Raw genomic sequence first — 18,903 nt, 5'->3', positions numbered from 1 at the left:
GTGGGCTCCCCCCGGGGGCCGCCCCCCAGAAGCATTGCGGCGGAGGTTCGGCGGTCAAGGGTGGAGCGGAGCGGAATCGCCGTAGGCGACGCGACGTAGGAGCGCCCTTGAGGGGCGGGCCTCCGACGCCAACCTTGGCAAAGGCGGCCCCCGTCGGCAGATGCGATCAACGCTCCGGGGGCAGCCCGACGCCGCTACGCGGGCGGTCGCAGCTCCGGGGCGCTCGCAGCGCCGATTATGGCCCCGGTGCCACCCAACGAACGGACGCCCCGACTCTGGTACGCGGCCGACCCAATGGGCTCGTACCGCCACGCCCCAGCTAGCCAGCTCAGTGCACCTGTGCGGCGGCTGCGTACGTCGCGAAGCGCGACCAGGTGGCGGGGGTCAGGGTGAGTGTGGGGCCGTCGGGGGTCTTTGAGTCCCGGACGTGGACTGCGGTGGGGCAGGCGGCGATTTCGACGCAGTTGCCGCCCTCGTCGCCGCTGTAGCTGGACTTGCGCCACCTGTAGGCGACTTCGAGGCAATTACCGCCTTCGCTGCCGCTGTAGGTCGACTTGAACCAGTGCAGTGCGGTGCTCATTGCTCTCCCAGCAGACGGTCCAGCAGGCCCTGGGAGTCTTCGGGGGTGAGGGCCTGTGTCCGCAGCATCGCATACTTGCGCGCCACGATGGACACCTCGCTCGGGTCGGAAACCCACTGGCTGCCGCGCTGGGTCTCGTAGTAGGCGAGGTGCTGGTGGTCGGGGGTCTCCAGCAGTACGAAGGGGCCGTTTAGTCCGGCGTGGGTTGTGCGGTTCAAGGGTAGGAACTGAAGGGAGATACCAGGGAGTTCGGAGCACACGCGTAGGTGTCGCAGTTGCTCGGCGTGGACCTGGCGGCCCCCGACGGGGAGACGGAGCACCGGCTCCCAGACGACGTAGCTGACCGTTGGCGGGACCTTGTGGTGCAGGATTTCCTGGCGCTCGATGCGGCCGGCGGTCCGCGCCTCGATCTCGCTCTCGTCGTAAACCGGGACGCGGCTTCGGAAGACGGCACGCGCGTAGGCCTCGGTCTGGAGCAGGCCGGGGAGTACCTGGTTTTCGTACGAGGAAAGGGCAAGCGCCTCGCGCTCATGGTCGAGGAACTCTTCGGCCCACAACGGAAACAGGTCAATCTCCGGCAAGTTCTCCACCCCCGCCGCCTGCGTCCCCTTCCCGTCGAGCAGCTCGTCGAGCACCTCCGCCAGGTCTGCCTTCAGCGAGCGTCTGCCCTGCTCGATCGAGGCGATCGTCTCTTCGTCGGCGGCGACGCGCTCGCCGAGTGAGCGCTGGGTGTAGCCCGCCGCCCGGCGGAGCGCCGCCAGCTGGGCTCCCAGCATCTTCATTGCCGACGCGTTCCTCTTTGGACGCTTCCTGGGGCTCATGCCGTCCAACTCCCCACCCTTGCCCGTACTTGACCCCGTGCGAACCCGTACAAGAAATCTGTACGGGTTGGCTCAGTGCTCCACGCTAGTCACACACCGTGACCCTCGTCTCATGAACGACGTGAAACAACTCCCCCTCCTCCACGAGCGGTTCTACCCGCGCGAGCGCAGGTCCGTCGCCAGGGCCAGAGAGTTCACGCGCGACGTGGCCGTCGCCTGGGGCGTCGGGGGCCGCGTGGAGGACGTATTGCTCTGCGTGAGTGAGCTGGCCACCAACGCGCTGCTTCACGGGGTGCCGCCGGGGCGCGGCTATCAACTGCGGCTGCTGCTGTACGGGCAGACTCTGCGCGTCGAGGTCCACGACAGTGGCGACGGCCTTCCCCACCTCCGCGAGCCTGCCCGTGACGGTGAGTCGGGGCGGGGGCTGTTGCTGGTCGCGGCGCTTGCCGACAAGTGGGGGGTCGGGGAGCGCGATCCCGGAAAGATCGTGTGGTGTGAGTTCGGCGTGGCGGGCGTTACTTCTTGAGCAACTCCACCAGGCGCGAGAGGCCGTCCGCGCCGTGGCCCTCCTCCACCGCGCGGTCGAGCAGCTTCTGCATGGGGGCGAAGAGGTCGGAGCTGATCCCCTGGTCGCGGAAGGTGTCCATGAAGTTCGGGAACGCCGCCTGGTTGATGGCGATGCTGGAGACGTCCGTCAGGTGCTGCCCGGAGTCGACCGCCTCGGCCACGCCGGGTACGACCCCGCTCAGCATCGCCGTGAGCCAGTTGTGCAGCGGGGCGGCGAACTCGGTGGCCGGGATGTTCTCCGTACGGATCAGGGCGAAGGCCTGCGCCACGCCCATGAGCATTCCGTACATGCCGGTCAGCAGCGCCAGGTCGTGGAGCGCGGCGCGGCCCGGGTCGGTGCCGGTCCACTTGGTGCCGCCGAGGGCCGCGAGAGTGGGCTGGTGGCTCTCGTACGCCTGCTCGTCGCCGCTGTAGAGGACGTACGCCGCCGGGGTCGCGATCATCTGCGGCACCGCCATGATCCCGCCGTCGATGTACGCGGCGCCCTGCTTCTCTGCCCACGCGGCGAGGGTTCGGGCCTGGGCCGGGGTGCCGTTGGTGAGGTTGACGAGGGTCTTGCCGGTGAAATCGACGGTGGCGAGGGTTTCTCCGACGTTGTCGTTCGTCGTGAAGCAGACGATCACCAGCGGGCTCGCGGCCACGGCGTCGGCCGGCGTGTCGGCGGGGCGTGCCCCCTGCGCGACCAGGGGGCCGGTCTTGGACGCGGAGCGGTTCCAGACGGTGAGCGGGTGGCCGGCCTTCAGGAGGGCGGTGGCCAGGGCCGTGCCCATCAGGCCGAGGCCGAGTACCGAGACGGGGGGAAGGGGCTGGGGAGTCTGGGCACGCTGGGACGTCTGGGGAGCTGGCTGGGACGTCTGGGCTGGCTGGGGCATCAAGGTCAGGGCTCCTTGGCTGGCTGGCTGGGGCTGGCTGGAGGAAGTTTCTGGTGCCCTTTGATCCTTGCCAGGCGGTGAGTTGTCGACAAGTACCGACTATTAAGTCAGGTACTCACCGTTTGGTAAGCGAAGAGTGGTGATCAGCGGCCCGGCGGCGCACCCTGGAAGGGAACCGCTGGAGGTGATCGGCCATGCAGACACTCGTCGGATGGCACATCGAGATGGAGTTCACCGAGCACGAGGGCAGGACCAGGGCTGCCGCGATGGTGCGGCTCGGTGACGGCACGGAGCTTCGGGCTCACGGGTTCGCCAAAAGGCACCCGACCGACGCCGAACAGTTGCGGGTCGGCGAAGAGATCGCGGGCGCGCGTGCGCTCATGGACCTTGCTTCGCAACTCCTCGGCAAGGCGCACGACGAGATAGACGAGGCCTCGGGCCGGACGTCGTACCCGTTGACCTGAGACGTCGCGTCACGTCCGTCCGTACGTCCGTACGCCGGTGCCCCCACCAGTCCTGGTGGGGGCACCGGCGTACGGTCAACGCCCGATCACAGACGCTCAGGCGTCCGGATGCCGAGCAGGGCCATGCCCTGGTGGAGCGTGCGCGCCGTCAGGTCGACGAGGAAGAGGCGGTTCTCGACGACCTCCGGCGGGTTGTCCGCGCTGATCACCTGGCACTGGTCGTAGAACGTCGTGAGGTGCGACGCAAGCTGGTACAGGTACGCGGCCAGCTTGTGCGGCTCGTACGACGCGGCGACCTCGGACAGGACTTCCGCGAACCGGTCCAGGTGCAGGCCCAGCGCGCGCTCGGCCGGGGCCAGTTCGAGCTCGGGGCGGGCAGTCGGCTTCGACTCGCCCGCCCTGCGGATGATCGACCGGATACGGGCGTACGCGTACTGGAGGTACACGGACGTGTCGCCGTTCAGCGACACCATCTGGTCCAGGTCGAACTTGTAGTCGCGGGACGCGGAGGTCGACAGGTCGGCGTACTTCACGGCGCCGATGCCGACGTACCGGCCGTTCTCGACGATCTCCTCCTCCGTCAGGCCCACCTTGTCGGCCTTCGAGCGCACGACGGCCGTCGCACGGTCGACCGCCTCGTCCAGCAGGTCCACCAGCCGGACCGTCTCGCCCTCACGCGTCTTGAACGGCTTGCCGTCCTTGCCGAGGACCGTGCCGAAGGCGAGCTGGACCGCGTGGACGTCCTCGTTCAGCCAGCCGGCCCGGCGGGCGGTCTCGAAGACCATCTTGAAGTGGAGGGACTGGCGGGCGTCCACGACGTACACCAGCGTGCTCGCGCCCAGGTTCTTCACGCGGTCACGGATCGCGGAGAGGTCGGTGGCGGCGTAACCGTAGCCACCGTTCGACTTCTTCACGATCAGCGGGGACGGGTTGCCGTCCGGGCCCTTCACGTCGTCGAAGAAGACACACAGCGCGCCGTCGGAACGGACCGCCACGCCCGAGTCCTCCAGGATCTGGCACGTCTCTTCAAGCATGGCGTTGTAGCCGGACTCACCGACGACGTCCGGGTCGTTGATCTCCATGTCGAGCTTGTCGAAGACCGAGTAGAAGTAGATCTTCGACTCGTCGACGAAGCGCTGCCAGAGCGCGAGCGTCTCCGGGTCGCCCGCCTGGAGGGCTACGACCCGGTCCCGCGAACGCGCCTTGAAGTCCTCGTCGGAGTCGAAGAGCACGCGCGAGGCCTTGTAGAGGCGGTTGAGGGACGACATCGCCGCCTCGCCCTCCTCCGGGCCGCCGTGCTTGTGGTCCAGCTCGTGCGGGTGCTCGGTGAGGTACTGGATGAGCATGCCGAACTGGGTGCCCCAGTCGCCGATGTGGTGGCGGCGTACGACCTTCTCGCCCGTGAATTCGAGGATCTCGACCATCGCGGCGCCGATCACGGCGGAGCGCAGGTGGCCGACGTGCATCTCCTTGGCCACGTTCGGCTGCGCGTAGTCGACGACCGTGGTGCCCGGCTGCTCGGCCAGCGGTACGCCGAGACGGTCGTCGGCGGCGCGGGCCGCGAGGGTCTCGATGATCGCCCGGTCGGCGACCGTGATGTTCAGGAAGCCGGGGCCGGAGACCTCGATCTCCTTGATCACGTCACCGGCGGAACCGGTGGGGAGCCCGGCGACGACCTGCGTGGCCAGCTCGCGGGGGTTGGCCTTGGCCTTCTTCGCGAGGGCCAGGATGCCGTTCGCCTGGAAGTCGGCCCGGTCGCTTCGTCGCAGCAGCGGGTCGGCGGCTCCGGCCTCCGGCAGGGCTGCCGAGAGGGCGTCCGCGACGCGCTGGTTGACGGTCGAAGCGAGGGAATGGACCGAGGCCATGAGCTGCCGTTCCTGTTGAGAGGAAAGTTGAATGTGCAGACGAGTATTTCATGGGGGGTGCGGGGCCGTCGTCTCGTATAAAGGCTGGAGCACAGGCGAGCACAGGCAGCCAACCGCTGGAGCACAGGCGTGCACAGGCAGCCAAAGGCTGGAGCGAAGGCTGCGGCCCCGGACGCCCGTGGTTCGTCTGGGAGAATGGCTGGCGTCAGCCATCGAGAGCTACTGAGGGAAAGAGGACGTGCCGATCGTGGCTCAGAGCAGCACAGAGACCGACTGGGTCTCCCGGTTCGCGGACGAGGTCATCGCCGAGTCGGAGCGACGTGCCCCTGGGGCGAAACACGATGGTGCTGCTGCTGCCGCACCGGCGATCGTCGTCGCCTCCGGGCTCTCCCCCTCCGGGCCGATCCACCTGGGCAACCTGCGCGAGGTCATGACCCCGCACCTGGTCGCGGACGAGATCCGGCGGCGTGGGTACGAGGTCCGGCACCTGATCTCCTGGGACGACTACGACCGGTACCGCAAGGTGCCGGCAGGCGTCCCCGGTGTCGACGAGTCGTGGGCCGAGCACATCGGCAAGCCGCTGACGTCGGTGCCCGCGCCGGCCGGGTCGGCGTACCCGAACTGGGCCGAGCACTTCAAGGCCGCCATGACGCAGGCGCTCGACGAACTCGGTGTCGAGTACGACGGCATCAGCCAGACCGAGCAGTACACCGCCGGGAACTACCGCGAGCAGATCCTGCACGCCATGAAGCACCGGGGCGACATCGACGCCGTACTCGACCGGTACCGGACGAAGAAGGACCCGGCGGCGGGCGGCAAGAAGAAGCAGGGGCAGAAGCCGGTCGACGAGGCCGAGCTGGAAGCCGCCGAGGGGTCCGGGGCGGCCTCCGAGGACGACGGCAGTGGCGGCGGCGCGGGGTACTTCCCGTACAAGCCGTACTGCACCGCTTGCGGCAAGGACCTCACCACGGTGACGGCGTACGACGACGAGAGCACCGCGCTGTCGTACACGTGCGCCTGCGGGCACTCCGAGACCGTGCTGCTGAGCGAGTTCAACGGCGGCAAGCTGGTCTGGAAGGTCGACTGGCCGATGCGCTGGGCGTACGAAGGCGTGATCTTCGAGCCGAGCGGTGTCGACCACTCGTCGCCGGGATCGTCGTTCGTGGTGGGCGGACAGATCGTGCGTGAGGTCTTCGGCGGCGTGCAGCCGATCGGGCCGATGTACGCCTTTGTCGGCATCAGCGGGATGGCGAAGATGTCCAGCAGCAAGGGTGGCGTGCCTACGCCGGCCGACGCGCTGAAGATCATGGAGGCGCCGCTGCTCCGGTGGCTGTACGCGCGCCGGCGGCCCAACCAGTCCTTCAAGATCGCCTTCGACCAGGAGATCCAGCGGCTCTACGACGAGTGGGACTCGCTGGAGAAGAAGGTCGCGGACGGGACCGTGCTGCCGGCCGACGCGGCGGCGCACTCGCGTGCGATCAGGACGGCCGCCGGTGAGCTGCCGCGTACGCCGCGCCCGCTGCCGTACCGGACGCTCGCCTCGGTGGCGGACATCACCGCCGGGCACGAGGACCAGGCGCTGCGCATCCTCAGCGAGCTGGATCCGGCGAATCCGGTTACGTCGCTGGACGAGGTGCGCCCGCGCTTCGACCGCGCCGAGAACTGGATCACCACGCAGGTGCCGGCCGAGCAGCGCACGGTGGTGCGGAGCGAGCCGGACGTGGCGATTCTGGGTTCGCTGGACGACGCCGGGCGGGAGTCGCTGCGGCTGCTGCTCGACGGGCTCGACTCGCACTGGTCGCTGGACGGGCTCACGACGCTCGTCTACGGCGTACCGAAGGTGATGGCGGGACTGGAGCCGGACGCCAAGCCGACTCAGGAGCTGAAGGTCGCGCAGCGGTCGTTCTTCGCGCTGCTTTACCGGCTGCTGGTCGGGCGGGACACCGGGCCGCGACTGCCTACGCTGCTGCTCGCGGTGGGGGCGGAGCGGGTGCGGAAGCTGCTGGGGGCGTAGAGCCGCTGCTTGTGGTGAGGGCCGCCGCTCCTGGGTTTCCGGGGGTGGCGGCCCTTTGCGTGGCGGGCCTTTCGCGTGGCGGGCCTTTCGCGTGGCGAGGGCGGGGGGCGGGGGCATGCCCGGCGGTGCGCAGGAAGCCGGCCTAGGCGATGTGTTCGGCGTCCAGCTCCTGCTGGTAGCGGATCTCGAAGCGCTTGGCGTAGTCGGAGAGTTCGCCGGGAGTCGGGGGCTCGGCCCCCAGGTCCTGGAGGTACGAGCCGAACTGGCGGGCGGTGGGGACGGTGTTGTTCTCGCTGACGTACTTGCGGAACGCGCCGTAGTACCACTCCTCGGGCTCGTACGGCTCCTCGTACTGCTCCACGTACTCGGCAGCGTCCTGATCCCCGGCCGGGCCCTGATACTCGGCAGGGCCCTGATACTGCGCCGGGTCCTGCTCGTGGCGTGGGCCCGGAATGCCGCCCAGCGGGCGCGTGCGGCCGGGGCCCGACGGGACCATCACGGGGGTGGGCTCGGACCCCTCGGCGTACGCCTGGTTGTACCCGTTGCCGTACGCCGCCTCCTGGGCCTCCTGGGCGGCGGGCTGCGAGACCTGCGGCACCTGCGCCACCTGCGGTGCCGCGAACCAAGGGCTCGTGTGTGAGCCGGGGCCCTCCGGGACCGGAGGGGCCTCCTCGGGGTCCTCGACGCCTTCGGCGTACTGGTCGTCCGCCTCGGGAGCCTCCTGCGGCCACTCCTCGTCGGGGTACGGCTGCTCGGGCTCCCGCTCCCGCTCGCGCACGTGCTCCCGCTCGTGCTCCCGCGCTGGCAGCGCCCGGATCTCCTGCGGCTGAGACTGCGCCTGAGCTTGCGCCTGCGCCGAGGCCTCCTGGGTCGGCGCCGGGGGCAGCAGCGCCGGCTCGATGCCGGCCGCCGCCAGGCCCGCGGGGCCGGTGTCCGCGAGCGGAACGCCGTACTTCGCCAGACGCAGCGGCATCAGCGACTCGACCGGTGCCTTGCGGCGCCAGCCACGCCCGAAGCGGGCCTGGAGGCGAGCCTGATAGATCAGGCGGTCCTGCTCCAGCTTGATGACCTGCTCGTACGAACGCAGTTCCCACAGCTTCATGCGACGCCACAGCTTGAACGTCGGCAGCGGCGACAGCAGCCAGCGGGTCAGGCGTACGCCGTCCATGTGCTTGTCGGCCGTGATGTCGGCGATCCGGCCGACCGCGTGCCGCGCCGCCTCGACCGAGACGACGAACAGGACCGGGATGACGGCGTGCATGCCGACGCCCAGCGGGTCCGGCCACGACGCCGCGCCGTTGAAGGCGATCGTCGCGGCCGTCAGCAGCCAGGCCGTCTGGCGGAGCAGGGGGAAGGGGATCCGCATCCAGGTCAGGAGGAGGTCCAGGGCCAGCAGGACGCAGATGCCCGCGTCGATGCCGATCGGGAAGACCAGCGAGAAGTCCCCGAAGCCCTTCTCCTCCGCGAGCTCGCGCACGGCGGCGTACGAACCGGCGAATCCGATCGCGGCGATGACCACCGCTCCGGCGACGACGACACCGATCAATATGCGGTGCGTGCGTGTCAACTGCATCGCGGCCACCCGCGATCCCCTCCCGTTACGACGGACTTGGCGGGGGTCAGCCTGGCACATGTGTGCGGGCCGCGTTGCGCGGGTATCGGCGGAGCCCGGCCTTCAAGGGGAAGGCCGGGCTCCGGTACGTGCCTGATATTGGTTGATACGTACTACTTCTCGCCCAGGGCTACTTGTTGGCCGCCGTGACCGACGCCACCGCCTCCTTGGCCGCCTTCTGAGCGTCCTTCAGCAGGTCGGCGCCCTTGGGGGACTTGGCGCCCTGGTATCCGGCACCGTTGTAGATCACGGTGGCGACGACGTTCTCCGTACGTGTCACGACCGTTGCGTACTTGAAGTCCGCATCCGTCTTGCGCAGGTCGTACGAGACCGTCGTCGCCTGGTCGCCGATGCCGGCGGAGGGCTCGTCCGCGACCTTCTTCGCACCGTCGGTCGCCTTCGCGGCGTCGACCTGCTTCGCGTAGTACTCCTCGGCGAGCTTGTCGCCGGCACCGCGGGACTGGTCCGAGTCGTACCGCATGAAGGAGATGGACAGCCAGCGGTACTGCGACCCGTCGACACCCTTGCTGTCGAGACCGTTCCAGGAGCAGCCGCCGCGCGTGGACACGTCGTTCGACTTGTCGGCCGTACCGGACTTGTCCTTCGCCTCGGGCACCAGCGAATCGACCGTCTTCACCTTGATCGACTTGCACGGCTCGGGCAGCTTCGAGAACGCCGCCGGCTTCACGGTCGGCTGCGCCGACACCGAGGGCGAGGCGGTGGCGGGCGGGGGCGCGTCCTTGTCGCCTCCGGAGTCCGAGGAGCAGCCGGCGGCGACGAGCATCACCGGGACGGCTGCGCAGGCGAGTATGCGAGAGAGTCGCGGGGCTGATCGGTGCATGGTTCCTTCACTCATGGAGACTGATCGACTGATCGACTAATCACTGAACTGCTCGGCGAGTCGGCGGGCCACGGCCTGCGTCTTCTCCTGCAGTTCCTTGCTGTCGGGGACATCGGTGGTCAGGGCGGGCTGCTCGCTGTACTGAACGGTCACGATGACGTTCGAGGTACGGAACACCACGCTCACGGTACGGCGCTGCGTCGTCGAGCCGGAGCGGACGAGGGCGTCGTCCAGGAAGGCGGTGTCGCCGAGGTCGGCCAGGATGCGGGGTTCGAGGCCCAGGGGGGCCTGGGTGCCGGTGCTGCCGCCGGCGCCGGCGCCGCTCGCGCTGTCGGCGACGTCGGCGGGGTCCGGAGTCCGGGTGGCGGAGTCGTCACCGGCCACGCCGTCGGCCTGGTCACCGGACCTGTCAGCGGCCTGGTCGCCGGCCTGGTCGCCGGCCTTGTCGCCGGACTTGGAGGCGGACGCGGTGGGAGAGTCGCTGCCGCCGGGGGAGGCGCTTCCCTCGCCCTCCCCCTGACCCTCGCCGTCTGCCGTGTCCTCGCCCTGGCCGTCGCCCTGCTCCGGGCTCTGCGTGGGCGTCGGGAGGTCCGCCGCGGTCTCCTGCTTCGCGTAGACCTCCTTCGCGCGGTCGTCGTCGCTGACGTCGGAGTCGTACGAGACCACCCGCTCGAAGTCGACCAGGAGGTGGTGCGTGGCGGCGGGCGAGTCCACCTTCCAGCGGCAGCCGACGCGCCGGTCCGTGTCGTACGTGACGGCCGCTGTGCCGTCGTACGCCTTCTCCTGCTGCTCCTCGGAGAGCGTGGTGGCGCCGGGGAGGAGGTCGCGCAGGAGGCTGCGGTCGACGGAGCCGCAGGGCTCACGGAGCGTGCGGTACTTGCCGGGGGCGGCGACGGACGTGTTCGCCTCGCCGGCCTTGTCGTCGGCGGTGGAGCCGTCGGTACCGGAGCCGCCGGTGCAGCCGGCGGTGAGCGCCGCGAGGAGCGCGACGCCCGGTACGTACACCTTTCGCTGCACGGTCCCAGGCTCCCTTCGATCAGAAATACGGTTGCCGCGCGATAGCGGCTGGTGGACACAATGTGTATCGCACGCACTGGCCAACATGCCGGTCCGCTGTCTCTTTCGCGGTACTTGGCGCCAGATTTGCGTTATGGGAAATTCGGGGGAATAGAGGAGTTATGTCGTATGTAGAGGTACCGGGCGCGAAGGTACCGATCCGGATGTGGGCCGACCCGGCGACGGTCGAGGGTGGCGCGATGCAGCAGCTCCAGAATGTTGCCACGCTGCCCTGGATCAAGGGCCTCGCCGTGATGCCGGACGTCCACTACGGCAAGGGCGCCACCGTCGGTTCGGTGATCGCGATGCACGGTGCGGTGTGCCCGGCGGCGGTCGGGGTGGACATCGGCTGTGGCATGTCGGCGGTGAAAACATCACTCACGGCGAACGACCTTCCGGGTGATCTTTCGCGGCTCCGGTCGAAGATCGAGCAGGCGATTCCGGTGGGCCGGGGGATGCACGACAGTCCGGTCGACCCCGGTCGGCTGCACGGCTTCCCGATGGCTGGGTGGGACGACTTCTGGGGACGGTTCGACGGGGTGGCCGATGCGGTCAAGTTCCGTCAGGAGCGCGCCACGAAGCAGATGGGAACGCTCGGCTCCGGGAACCATTTCGTTGAATTTTGCATTGATTCGAACGGTTCTGTGTGGTTGATGCTGCACTCCGGCTCGCGGAACATCGGCAAGGAGCTGGCCGAGTACCACATCGGCCAGGCCCAGAAGCTGCCGCACAACCAGGGGCTGGTCGACCGTGACCTGGCGGTCTTCATCTCGGACACCCCGCAGATGGCGGCGTACCGGAACGATCTTTTCTGGGCGCAGGAGTATGCGAAGTACAACCGCGCGATCATGATGGGGATCTTCCAGGACGTGGTCCGCAGGGAGTTCAAGAAGGCCAAGGTGGTCTTCGAGCCGGTCATTTCCTGTCACCACAATTACGTGAGTGAAGAGCGCTACGACGGCATGGACCTGCTGGTCACCCGCAAGGGCGCGATCCGGGCCGGGTCCGGCGACTTCGGGATCATTCCGGGCTCGATGGGCACGGGGTCGTACATCGTGAAGGGGCTGGGGAACGAGAAGTCGTTCAACTCGGCCTCGCACGGCGCCGGCCGCCGGATGAGCCGCAATGCGGCGAAGCGCCGCTTCTCGGCGCGGGACCTGGCGGAGCAGACGCTGGGCGTGGAGTGCCGCAAGGACTCCGGTGTCGTGGATGAGATTCCGGCGGCGTACAAGCCGATCGAGCAGGTCATCGACCAGCAGCGGGACCTTGTCGAGGTCGTCGCGAAGCTGAAGCAGGTCATCTGCGTGAAGGGCTGACAGTGTGAAGGCTGGCAGCGCCCGCGCGCGGAGAGTGAGAAGGCCCCGGTTGTGGTTGCCGGGGCCTTCGCGCGTTCGTAAACCGGTGGAGGGTGTGCGGGCGCGCTGGTAGTTTCCGGGCATGTCTTGCCCTGAATCTGACAGAGGCTAGCCACCGGTTGTTCGGTGGCTGACCCCTTGGCGTGCTGAAGCCGCCGGCCTGAGCGGCCGTGGGCGGGCTTCGCGCGGCTGTCGTCGCCGGATCACCGGGTTTCGTGGACTGTCCCCCTCTCGCGTATGCGGTATGTGCGGGTGCGTGCGGGGTGTGTGGGCGTCCGGTTCTCGTTGGTTGATCCACTAGGCGCTTTCGGGGTTCCCTCATGCCATTTGCTGTCTTCGTGCTCGGGCTGGCCGTCTTCGCCCAGGGCACATCGGAGTTCATGTTGTCCGGGCTGGTGTCGGACATCGCAGGTGATTTGAACGTGTCGATTCCGGCTGCCGGGTTGCTGACTTCGGGCTTCGCGGTCGGGATGGTGGTCGGGGCGGTGGCGAATGCCGGGTTCTGGGCCGTGGCCCTGGTGGCCGCGGTCGGGATGGTGGCGCCCGAGGCCCGGGCGCGTGCCACGTCCGTCGTGGTGGGTGGGGTGACCGTCGCCTGTGTGGCGGGTGTGCCCGCGGGGGCGTGGCTGGGGGAGCAGTGGGGGTGGCGGTCGGCGTTCTGGGCGGTGGCTTGGGTGTCGCTGCCGGGTGGCCAGCCGGAGGGGTGGCGGGGCGCGGGTGTCGAGGGCGGCAGCGAGGGCGTGGCGGCGTAAGCCCGGAATGTTGATTTACGCCGTTTCGGGCGCTTATGGGGGGTTACCCGCAGGTTGTTCCAGCCAGCACAAGAGACACGGGGCGCGGCGTGAGGCCTCGGCGTACCGGCCGGCTTCACACATCCCCGGAGAAGGTGGGAATCCATGAGTGGTGTGTCCGCGAATGGCGGTGCCGGGCGTTTCCAGCAGGCCGGGCAGACAGCGAAAGAGGAGGCGTCGGTCACGGCCGGTCAGGCCAGGCAGGCCGCGGGTGAGGTCGCCGGGTCGGTCACGGAGCAGGCCAAGGCCGTCACGGGTGAGGCTCGCCAGCAGGCCGGTACGGCGGTGCGTGACCTGCGGGGCCGGGTGAACGACGAGGTTCAGGGGCAGGCAGAGCGCGCGGTGGGCACGCTGCGGAAGTGGGCGGACGATCTCGACGGGATGGCTCAGAACGCCCCGAGCGACTCCCCGGTACGCAGCCTCGCCGCGACGGCGGCCGATGGCGGTCACCGCGCCGCCGATTACCTGGACAGGAACGGCCTGGACGGGGTCATGGACGATGTGCGCGGCTTCGCGCGCCGGCGGCCAGGGGTGTTCCTGGGCGGTGCGGCGCTGGCAGGCCTGGCCGTCGGCCGGCTGGCCAAGGCCGGCAAGGCGCAGTCGGGCGGTGACGGTGGCCGCATGGCCCGCGGTGACGGTGGCAGCCGGCCGGGCGGCGACGCCGCTCAGTACGCGCAGGACCCGCCGGTGCAGGTGCCGCCGCCCGAGACCGACAGCAGGGCGGCGCAGGCTCCGGGGTGGTCCGGGCTGCCGGGTTCACCGGAGGTGTGAGTGATGTCGACGTATTCGCCGCAGACTCCGTACCAGCCAGAGACTCCGCACCGGCCGGAGGCTTCGTACCAGCCCCAGACTCCGCACCGGCCGCAGGCTTCGTACCGGCCGGAGGCTCCCCGCAAGCGGGCGCAGGACAGCTCGGTGGGTGAGCTGCTGTCGGAGGTCACCTCGGATGTGCAGCTGCTTTTCCGGCAGGAGATGGAGCTGGCCAAACTTGAGATACGCGAGGAGGTCACGAAGGCGGGCAAGGCCGCTGGGATGTTCGGCGGGGCGGGGTTCGCCGGGTACATGGTGGCTCTCTTCGCTTCGCTGGCGGCCGTGTTCGGCCTGGCGAACGTGATGGACGCCGGCTGGGCCGCGCTGATCGTCACCGGGGTGTGGGCGGTGGTGGGTGCCGTCCTGTTCGTGATGGGCCGCTCCCGGATGCGCAGCGTGTCGCCGAAGCCGGAACGGACCGTGCAGACACTGAAGGAGGATGCGCAATGGGCACGTCACCCGACCAAGTAAGGGCCGACATCGAGACGACGCGGGAAAGGCTGTCCGCTGACGTCGACCGGCTGGCCGATCGTACGAGTCCCCGCCGGATGGCGCGTCGGCGCAGTCGGCGGGTGCGTGGGGCGGTGTCCGGTGTGCGGCGGCGGGTCATGGGCACCGCTTCGCACACCACGGGCCGCGCTCAGGACCGTACGCAGCAGGCTGCTCAGTCGGTGCAGGAGGGTGCCGAGCAGGCCGCCGACACCGTGCGCCAGACGGCTGGGCAGGCGGGCGAGGCGGTCAAGAGGGCGCCTGAGGAGGCGATGCGGCAGACGGAGGGCAACCCGCTGGCGGCGGGTCTGGTGGCCTTCGGGGCGGGTCTGCTGGCCGGTTCGATGCTGCCGAGTACGAAGGCCGAGCAGCAGGCGGCCGCGCAGCTTGCGGACCGGGCCGGTGAGGCCATCGAGCCGGTCAAGCAGGCGGCGGCCGAGTCGGCGCAGCATCTGAAGGAGGACGCCCAGCAGGCCGCGCAGCAGGCGGTCCAGGGAGTCAAGGAGTCCGCCGCCGATGCGGCGCGTACGACGCGGGAACAGGCGCGTGACCAGGCCGGTCAGGTCACCGAGCAGGCCCGGCAGTCGGGGCAGACGGTGGCGGGGGAGGCGCGGGGTCCGCAGGGGCCGCCGGGGCCGCAGGAGACGCCGGATCAGACTGGTGGGCCGTAACGGCGGGTCGCGCTCTTCGCGGGCGGCCCGCATCGGGAGCACGTCTCCTGATGCGGGCCGCTGGATGTTTCGGGGGAGTGGGGGGTTCCGCGAGCCCGTGGTGGTCACAATTCGCGGTGGACCTTGGTGTTGGAGGCCTGGGCGCGGGGGCGGACCACCAGGAGGTCGATGTTGACGTGGCTGGGGCGGGTGGCCGCCCAGGTGATGGTTTCGGCGACGTCGTCGGCGGTGAGGGGCTGCGCGACGCCCGCGTACACCTTGGCGGCCTTCTCGGCGTCGCCGCGGAAGCGGGTGGTGGCGAACTCTTCGGTCTTGACCATGCCGGGCGCGATTTCGATGACGCGGACGGGGGTGCCGACGATCTCCAGGCGGAGGGTTTCGGCGAGGACGTGCGCGCCGTGCTTGGCCGCTACGTAGCCGCCGCCGTTCTCGTACGTGCCGTGGCCGGCGGTGGAGGAGAGGACGACCACCGTGCCGTCGCCGCTCGCGGTGAGGGCGGGGAGCAGGGCCTGGGTGAGGTTGAGGGTGCCGATGACGTTCGTCTCGTACATCTGGCGCCAGTCGTCGGGGTCACTGGTGGCGACGGGGTCGGCGCCGAGCGCGACGCCGGCGTTGTTGACGAGGACGGCGAGGGTGCGGAAGGCGGTGGCGAACTCGTCGACCGCCGCGCGGTCGGTGACGTCCAGCGCGTACGCCGTCGCCTGGTGGCCGGCGGCGGTGAGCTCGGCCTCCAGCGCTTCGATGCGGTCCTTGCGGCGGGCGGTGAGGACGACGCGGTAGCCGGCGGCGGCCAGTTGGCGGGCGGTGGCGGCGCCGATTCCGCTGCTTGCTCCGGTGATGACGGCAATAGGCGTAGGCATGGGGACAGGCTAACGAGCCCGTGGTGCGTACATGATGACGGCCATTCCGGCGAGGCAGACGAGGGCGCCGATGATGTCCCAGCGATCGGGGCGGTAGCCGTCGGCGATCATGCCCCAGGCGATGGAGCCGGCGACGAAGACTCCGCCGTACGCGGCGAGGACGCGGCCGAATTCGCCTTCGGTCTGGAGCGTTGCGACGAAGCCGTACGCGCCGAGGGCGATGACGCCCGCGCCGGTCCAGAGCAGGCCGCGGCCCTGGTTGTGGGCTCCGCCGCGTACGCCTTGCCAGACGAGCCAGGCGCCGCCGATCTCGAAAAGGGCGGCGACGAGGAAGAGGGCGGCGGAGCGGGCGACGGTCATGCGTTCAGCGTGCCATGGGGCGTGTGTGTGATGAGGATGAGCACGGTTGGGGGCGGGCTCACTCCTTCGAGCTATGGCGCGTCAACGGATGTTGGCCTACAGTCGTTGACATGAGTGACTCGCCTGCTCCAGCTCCTCCTCTTCCTACTTCTGCTCCTGATGCCGCGCCGCGCCGTCGGTCGGACGCCACGAAGGCGGCGATCCTGGACGCCGCCCGCGAGCGGTTCGCGGCCGACGGGTACGAGCGCGCCACCATCCGCGCCATCGCGCGCGACGCCGGGATCGACCCGTCGATGGTGATGCGCTACTACGGCAACAAGGAGGGGCTGTTCGCCGCTGCCTCGGAATTCGACCTGCGCATGCCGGACGTGGCGGAGTTGGCCGAGCTGGGCGCGCTGCCGGGCCGGCACGTGGGGGCCGTCCTCGTCGAGCACTTCCTCGACCGCTGGGAGGGGGATGAAGTGCTGACCGCTCTGCTGCGGGTCGGTGTCACCAACGCCGCCGGGGCCGAGCGGATACAGACCATTTTCCGGGAGCAGCTCGGTCCCGTCGCCGCCGGCGTGAGCCCGGACCCGGCGGAGGCGCCGATGCGGGCCGCGCTGGTCGCCTCCCAGATACTCGGCATGGCGATGGCGCGGTACGTGCTGCGGCTGCCGCCCGCCGTCGAGATGACGCGGCAGGAGGTGATCGACTGGCTGGCACCCACCGTGCAGCGGTATCTGACGGCGGAGCGGCCGTAGGAACGGGGAAGGGTGACGGTCAGGACGCCTGTCGCTGCGTTTGCGCGTCGCCGTAGGTGCGCAGGGCGTCGTCGACGATCGTCTGCAGGCTGGAGTGGTGTGCGCCGCTCCAGTAGACGCGCTCACACGCCGTGCACTGGGCGAAGACGTCGTACGAGCGCTCGGTGCCGCCTTCGAGGAGACCGCTGACGGATTCCTTGGTGGTGTCCTTGAGCTCCCCGTTGCAGGCCACGCAGCGCGTCCAGGGTGCGAGGGCGGGTGCGAACCGGCTCAGCACGTCGTCGAGCTGGTCCTTGGGGCGGTCGCTGTAGACGTACGCACCGGCCCACAGCTCACGCCGCCGCAGCAGCCCGCGGTCCCGCGACAGCAGTACGCGCTGTTCGCGTGCCGAGTACGCGGCGAGGGCCGGGTCGCCGATGTCCTCGCTGAAGTACGCCGCGTCGACGCCCAGGAGGCGCAGCCGCCGCGCCAGCGTGCCCAGGTGTACGTCGAGGAGGAAGCGCAGCGGCGCCCCCGCGACCTGCTGCGGTCGCCGCACCGCGCGCACCTCGACGCTTTCACCCGCCGCCGGGATGTGCGACGCCGGGACGTCGCGGCCGTCGACGAGCAGGCGTCCCGCCTCGGTGAGCGGGATGCCGAGCGACTCGACGACGTGGCCGAGCGTCGAGGCGCCGTCGGTGACCAGAACCGTACGCCCGCCGCGCCGCTCGGCCGCGACGAAGAGGTGCAGCTCGGGGGCGACGCTGAGATGGATCTCCGGTCCGTTCACGCCGCCAGCATGCCATCGGGACGTACGCCGCATCCAGGGCTTTTAGCCGGTGAAGGCCCCGGCGTGTTCCCGCGCCCAGGCGGCGAAGGGGCGGGCCGGCCGCCCGGTCGCCCCGACGGCCCAGGGATGTACTGGGCGCACCTCGCGGCGTCACGGGTGCGATCTGGCTCCGGGGTCGTCCACCGCCGGGGCGGCGTGGTAGAGGTCGTCCAGCTCCGCCCACGACTCCCGGATGATGCCCTCGGTGACCGCCATCAGGTCGAGTTCCGCGAGCCGGGCGGCGCTCTGCGAGTGCGGCGACGGGGCGGGGTGCCACTGACGCCACCAGTGGGAACACGCCGCGTAGAGGCCACTGGCGCACAGCAGGGCAGGTATGGCCAGGGCCGTAAGAACGTCGCCCACGGGCGGGCCTCCTTCGGAGTCGATGCCTGGTGCATCGGCACGCCGAGGAGAGGTCTGAAGATCGTATGCCCACATGACCAGGCCGACCTTTGATCGAGAATTCACTCTCTTTCCCCGAGTGCCTCGGTCACCCTGGGCCCTGTCTCGTGGAGCTTGTCTGGGCGAACCACCGGTCGGCGCCGCGCAGATGGGAAGGTGGGAACGCATGCATCTGCTTACGGAAGAGGTTCTTCGGCATGGCCGTCATACACCGCACCACAGTCGAGCCGACCAAGCTTGAACTGCTCACCTCCTGGCTGCCCTCCCGGCCGTGGTACCGCGGCGACACGGGCGCACCGCAGTTGGCCAAGGCCGGCGGCTTTCGGCTGGACGATCCGCAGGGCGAGGTCGGCATTGAGTTCATCGTGGTCACCGACACCTCCGGCGCCCGCCCGGCCGCCTACCTGGTGCCGCTCACCTATCGCGGCGCCCCGCTCGACGGAGCGGAAGACGCTCTCGTCGGCACCATGGAGCACGGGGTGCTGGGGCGGCGCTGGGCGTACGACGGCTGTCACGACCCGGTGTTGGTCAGTCAGTTGCTCGCCCTGATCGAGGGCCGCGCCCAGGCCCAGGACCAGAACACCAGCGACACCCCCGACCGGGAAGTCACCCGCTCCTACACCGGTGACCGCCCCGCCCCCACGGAATTCACCTTCACCGCCACCGACGACCAAGAGGGCACCGAACTGCCTGTCGCGCCCGGCATGACCCTTCGCTTGCACCGGGTCCTGCGGCCCCTCCCGGACGGCCCGTCCGCCCTTCCGCAGGGAGCGACCGGCCATGTCGCCGGCGCCTGGCACCTGCCGGAAGGCGACCGTGCCCAGGGGCTGTTCGCCGTCCTGCACACCGGCACCGGCCCTCGGTCTTGATCCGCGTCTCTTCACTACAGAAGCGGAAACGGCTCGGCACCGGCGTGCGGAGGCGT

At 69.8% G+C, this 18,903-nt stretch carries 20 protein-coding genes and 1 pseudogene; 10 read left to right on the top strand and 11 right to left on the bottom strand.

Annotated features, from left to right (window positions below):
- Positions 1-328: 328 nt before the first annotated feature.
- Both G412_RS0113095 and G412_RS0113090 read right to left on the bottom strand, forming a co-directional pair.
- Positions 329-580, bottom strand: a complete 252-nt coding sequence (locus G412_RS0113095; protein ID WP_028812496.1) for a DUF397 domain-containing protein — start codon at positions 578-580, stop codon at positions 329-331.
- Positions 577-1,401 carry a helix-turn-helix domain-containing protein gene (locus G412_RS0113090; RefSeq protein WP_028812495.1) on the bottom strand — a complete coding sequence of 275 codons (825 nt, stop codon included), beginning with the start codon at positions 1,399-1,401 and terminating at the stop codon, positions 577-579. Before G412_RS0113090 ends, G412_RS0113095 begins: the two co-directional genes overlap by 4 nt.
- 112 nt (positions 1,402-1,513) lie before the next feature.
- On the opposite strand from G412_RS0113090, the gene G412_RS0113085 reads away from it, so the two are divergent.
- Positions 1,514-1,927, top strand: coding sequence for an ATP-binding protein (locus G412_RS0113085; protein WP_028812494.1), 414 nt, complete (start codon positions 1,514-1,516; stop codon positions 1,925-1,927).
- Here G412_RS0113085 and G412_RS0113080 read toward each other — a convergent pair.
- On the bottom strand, positions 1,917-2,840 hold the full coding sequence (locus G412_RS0113080) for an NAD(P)-dependent oxidoreductase (protein WP_078606936.1): 924 nt from the start codon (positions 2,838-2,840) through the stop codon (positions 1,917-1,919). The two genes, G412_RS0113085 and G412_RS0113080, sit on opposite strands and share 11 nt — an antisense overlap.
- Before the next feature lie 194 nt (positions 2,841-3,034).
- Here G412_RS0113080 and G412_RS0113075 point away from each other — a divergent pair, with 194 nt between their 5' ends.
- Positions 3,035-3,304 (top strand): DUF1876 domain-containing protein, encoded by a 270-nt coding sequence (locus G412_RS0113075; RefSeq protein ID WP_028812492.1) that lies wholly within the window; start codon positions 3,035-3,037, stop codon positions 3,302-3,304.
- Positions 3,305-3,390: 86 nt separating this feature from the next.
- Here the strand turns inward: G412_RS0113075 and argS are convergent, their stop codons facing one another.
- Positions 3,391-5,169: an arginine--tRNA ligase gene (argS, locus tag G412_RS0113070; protein WP_028812491.1), complete on the bottom strand. Its 1,779-nt coding sequence runs from the start codon at positions 5,167-5,169 to the stop codon at positions 3,391-3,393.
- A gap of 238 nt (positions 5,170-5,407) precedes the next feature.
- On the opposite strand from argS, the gene lysS reads away from it, so the two are divergent.
- Positions 5,408-7,183, top strand: coding sequence for a lysine--tRNA ligase (gene lysS, locus G412_RS0113065; protein ID WP_028812490.1), 1,776 nt, complete (start codon positions 5,408-5,410; stop codon positions 7,181-7,183).
- A gap of 142 nt (positions 7,184-7,325) precedes the next feature.
- On the opposite strand, the gene G412_RS34230 is transcribed toward lysS, so the two are convergent.
- From G412_RS34230 to G412_RS0113050, 3 genes are all read right to left on the bottom strand, one after another.
- A complete protein-coding gene (locus G412_RS34230) occupies positions 7,326-8,765 on the bottom strand; it encodes a DUF2637 domain-containing protein (RefSeq protein ID WP_078606935.1) in 1,440 nt (479 codons plus the stop codon).
- Between the two features lie 160 nt (positions 8,766-8,925).
- Entirely contained in the window at positions 8,926-9,636 is a 711-nt protein-coding gene (locus tag G412_RS0113055) for a DUF3558 domain-containing protein (protein ID WP_028812489.1), read from the bottom strand.
- Positions 9,637-9,672: 36 nt separating this feature from the next.
- The gene (locus G412_RS0113050) at positions 9,673-10,653 is read right to left on the bottom strand and encodes a hypothetical protein (RefSeq protein WP_028812488.1); all 981 of its coding nucleotides are present in this window, start codon (positions 10,651-10,653) and stop codon (positions 9,673-9,675) included.
- Between the two features lie 161 nt (positions 10,654-10,814).
- Between G412_RS0113050 and G412_RS0113045 the strand changes: the two genes are divergently transcribed.
- From G412_RS0113045 to G412_RS34220, 5 genes and pseudogenes are all read left to right on the top strand, one after another.
- Entirely contained in the window at positions 10,815-12,008 is a 1,194-nt protein-coding gene (locus G412_RS0113045; protein ID WP_028812487.1) for an RtcB family protein, read from the top strand.
- A 359-nt stretch (positions 12,009-12,367) separates the two neighbouring features.
- Positions 12,368-12,733, top strand: a pseudogene (locus G412_RS0113040) (MFS transporter); the annotation flags it as partial.
- A 210-nt stretch (positions 12,734-12,943) separates the two neighbouring features.
- Positions 12,944-13,609 (top strand): hypothetical protein, encoded by a 666-nt coding sequence (locus tag G412_RS34225; protein WP_051338310.1) that lies wholly within the window; start codon positions 12,944-12,946, stop codon positions 13,607-13,609.
- 144 nt (positions 13,610-13,753) lie between these two features.
- Positions 13,754-14,119: a phage holin family protein gene (locus G412_RS40810; RefSeq protein ID WP_028812485.1), complete on the top strand. Its 366-nt coding sequence runs from the start codon at positions 13,754-13,756 to the stop codon at positions 14,117-14,119.
- Positions 14,095-14,808 (top strand): DUF3618 domain-containing protein, encoded by a 714-nt coding sequence (locus tag G412_RS34220; RefSeq protein ID WP_051338309.1) that lies wholly within the window; start codon positions 14,095-14,097, stop codon positions 14,806-14,808. The genes G412_RS40810 and G412_RS34220 overlap by 25 nt, the downstream gene beginning before the upstream one ends.
- 104 nt (positions 14,809-14,912) lie before the next feature.
- On the opposite strand, the gene G412_RS0113020 is transcribed toward G412_RS34220, so the two are convergent.
- Together G412_RS0113020 and G412_RS0113015 are read right to left on the bottom strand one after the other, a co-directional pair.
- Positions 14,913-15,668, bottom strand: coding sequence for an SDR family NAD(P)-dependent oxidoreductase (locus G412_RS0113020; protein ID WP_028812484.1), 756 nt, complete (start codon positions 15,666-15,668; stop codon positions 14,913-14,915).
- Between the two features lie 9 nt (positions 15,669-15,677).
- On the bottom strand, positions 15,678-16,028 hold the full coding sequence (locus G412_RS0113015) for a YnfA family protein (protein WP_028812483.1): 351 nt from the start codon (positions 16,026-16,028) through the stop codon (positions 15,678-15,680).
- 110 nt (positions 16,029-16,138) lie between these two features.
- Here G412_RS0113015 and G412_RS34215 point away from each other — a divergent pair, with 110 nt between their 5' ends.
- Positions 16,139-16,768 carry a TetR/AcrR family transcriptional regulator gene (locus G412_RS34215; protein WP_037648607.1) on the top strand — a complete coding sequence of 210 codons (630 nt, stop codon included), beginning with the start codon at positions 16,139-16,141 and terminating at the stop codon, positions 16,766-16,768.
- A gap of 19 nt (positions 16,769-16,787) precedes the next feature.
- On the opposite strand, the gene G412_RS0113005 is transcribed toward G412_RS34215, so the two are convergent.
- Both G412_RS0113005 and G412_RS34210 read right to left on the bottom strand, forming a co-directional pair.
- Positions 16,788-17,537 carry a Mut7-C RNAse domain-containing protein gene (locus tag G412_RS0113005; protein WP_028812482.1) on the bottom strand — a complete coding sequence of 250 codons (750 nt, stop codon included), beginning with the start codon at positions 17,535-17,537 and terminating at the stop codon, positions 16,788-16,790.
- A 150-nt stretch (positions 17,538-17,687) separates the two neighbouring features.
- A complete protein-coding gene (locus tag G412_RS34210) occupies positions 17,688-17,939 on the bottom strand; it encodes a hypothetical protein (protein ID WP_037648605.1) in 252 nt (83 codons plus the stop codon).
- Positions 17,940-18,175: 236 nt separating this feature from the next.
- Here G412_RS34210 and G412_RS0112995 point away from each other — a divergent pair, with 236 nt between their 5' ends.
- On the top strand, positions 18,176-18,847 hold the full coding sequence (locus G412_RS0112995; protein WP_028812481.1) for a maltokinase N-terminal cap-like domain-containing protein: 672 nt from the start codon (positions 18,176-18,178) through the stop codon (positions 18,845-18,847).
- Positions 18,848-18,903: the final 56 nt, after the last annotated feature.

The sequence above is a fragment of the Streptomyces flavidovirens DSM 40150 genome (assembly GCF_000429085.1).
In the GTDB taxonomy this organism is placed as follows: Bacteria; Actinomycetota; Actinomycetes; order Streptomycetales; family Streptomycetaceae; genus Streptomyces; species Streptomyces flavidovirens.
The sequence above is the reverse complement of the archived record's forward strand: the minus strand, read 5'-3'. Positions and strand labels throughout refer to the sequence as shown.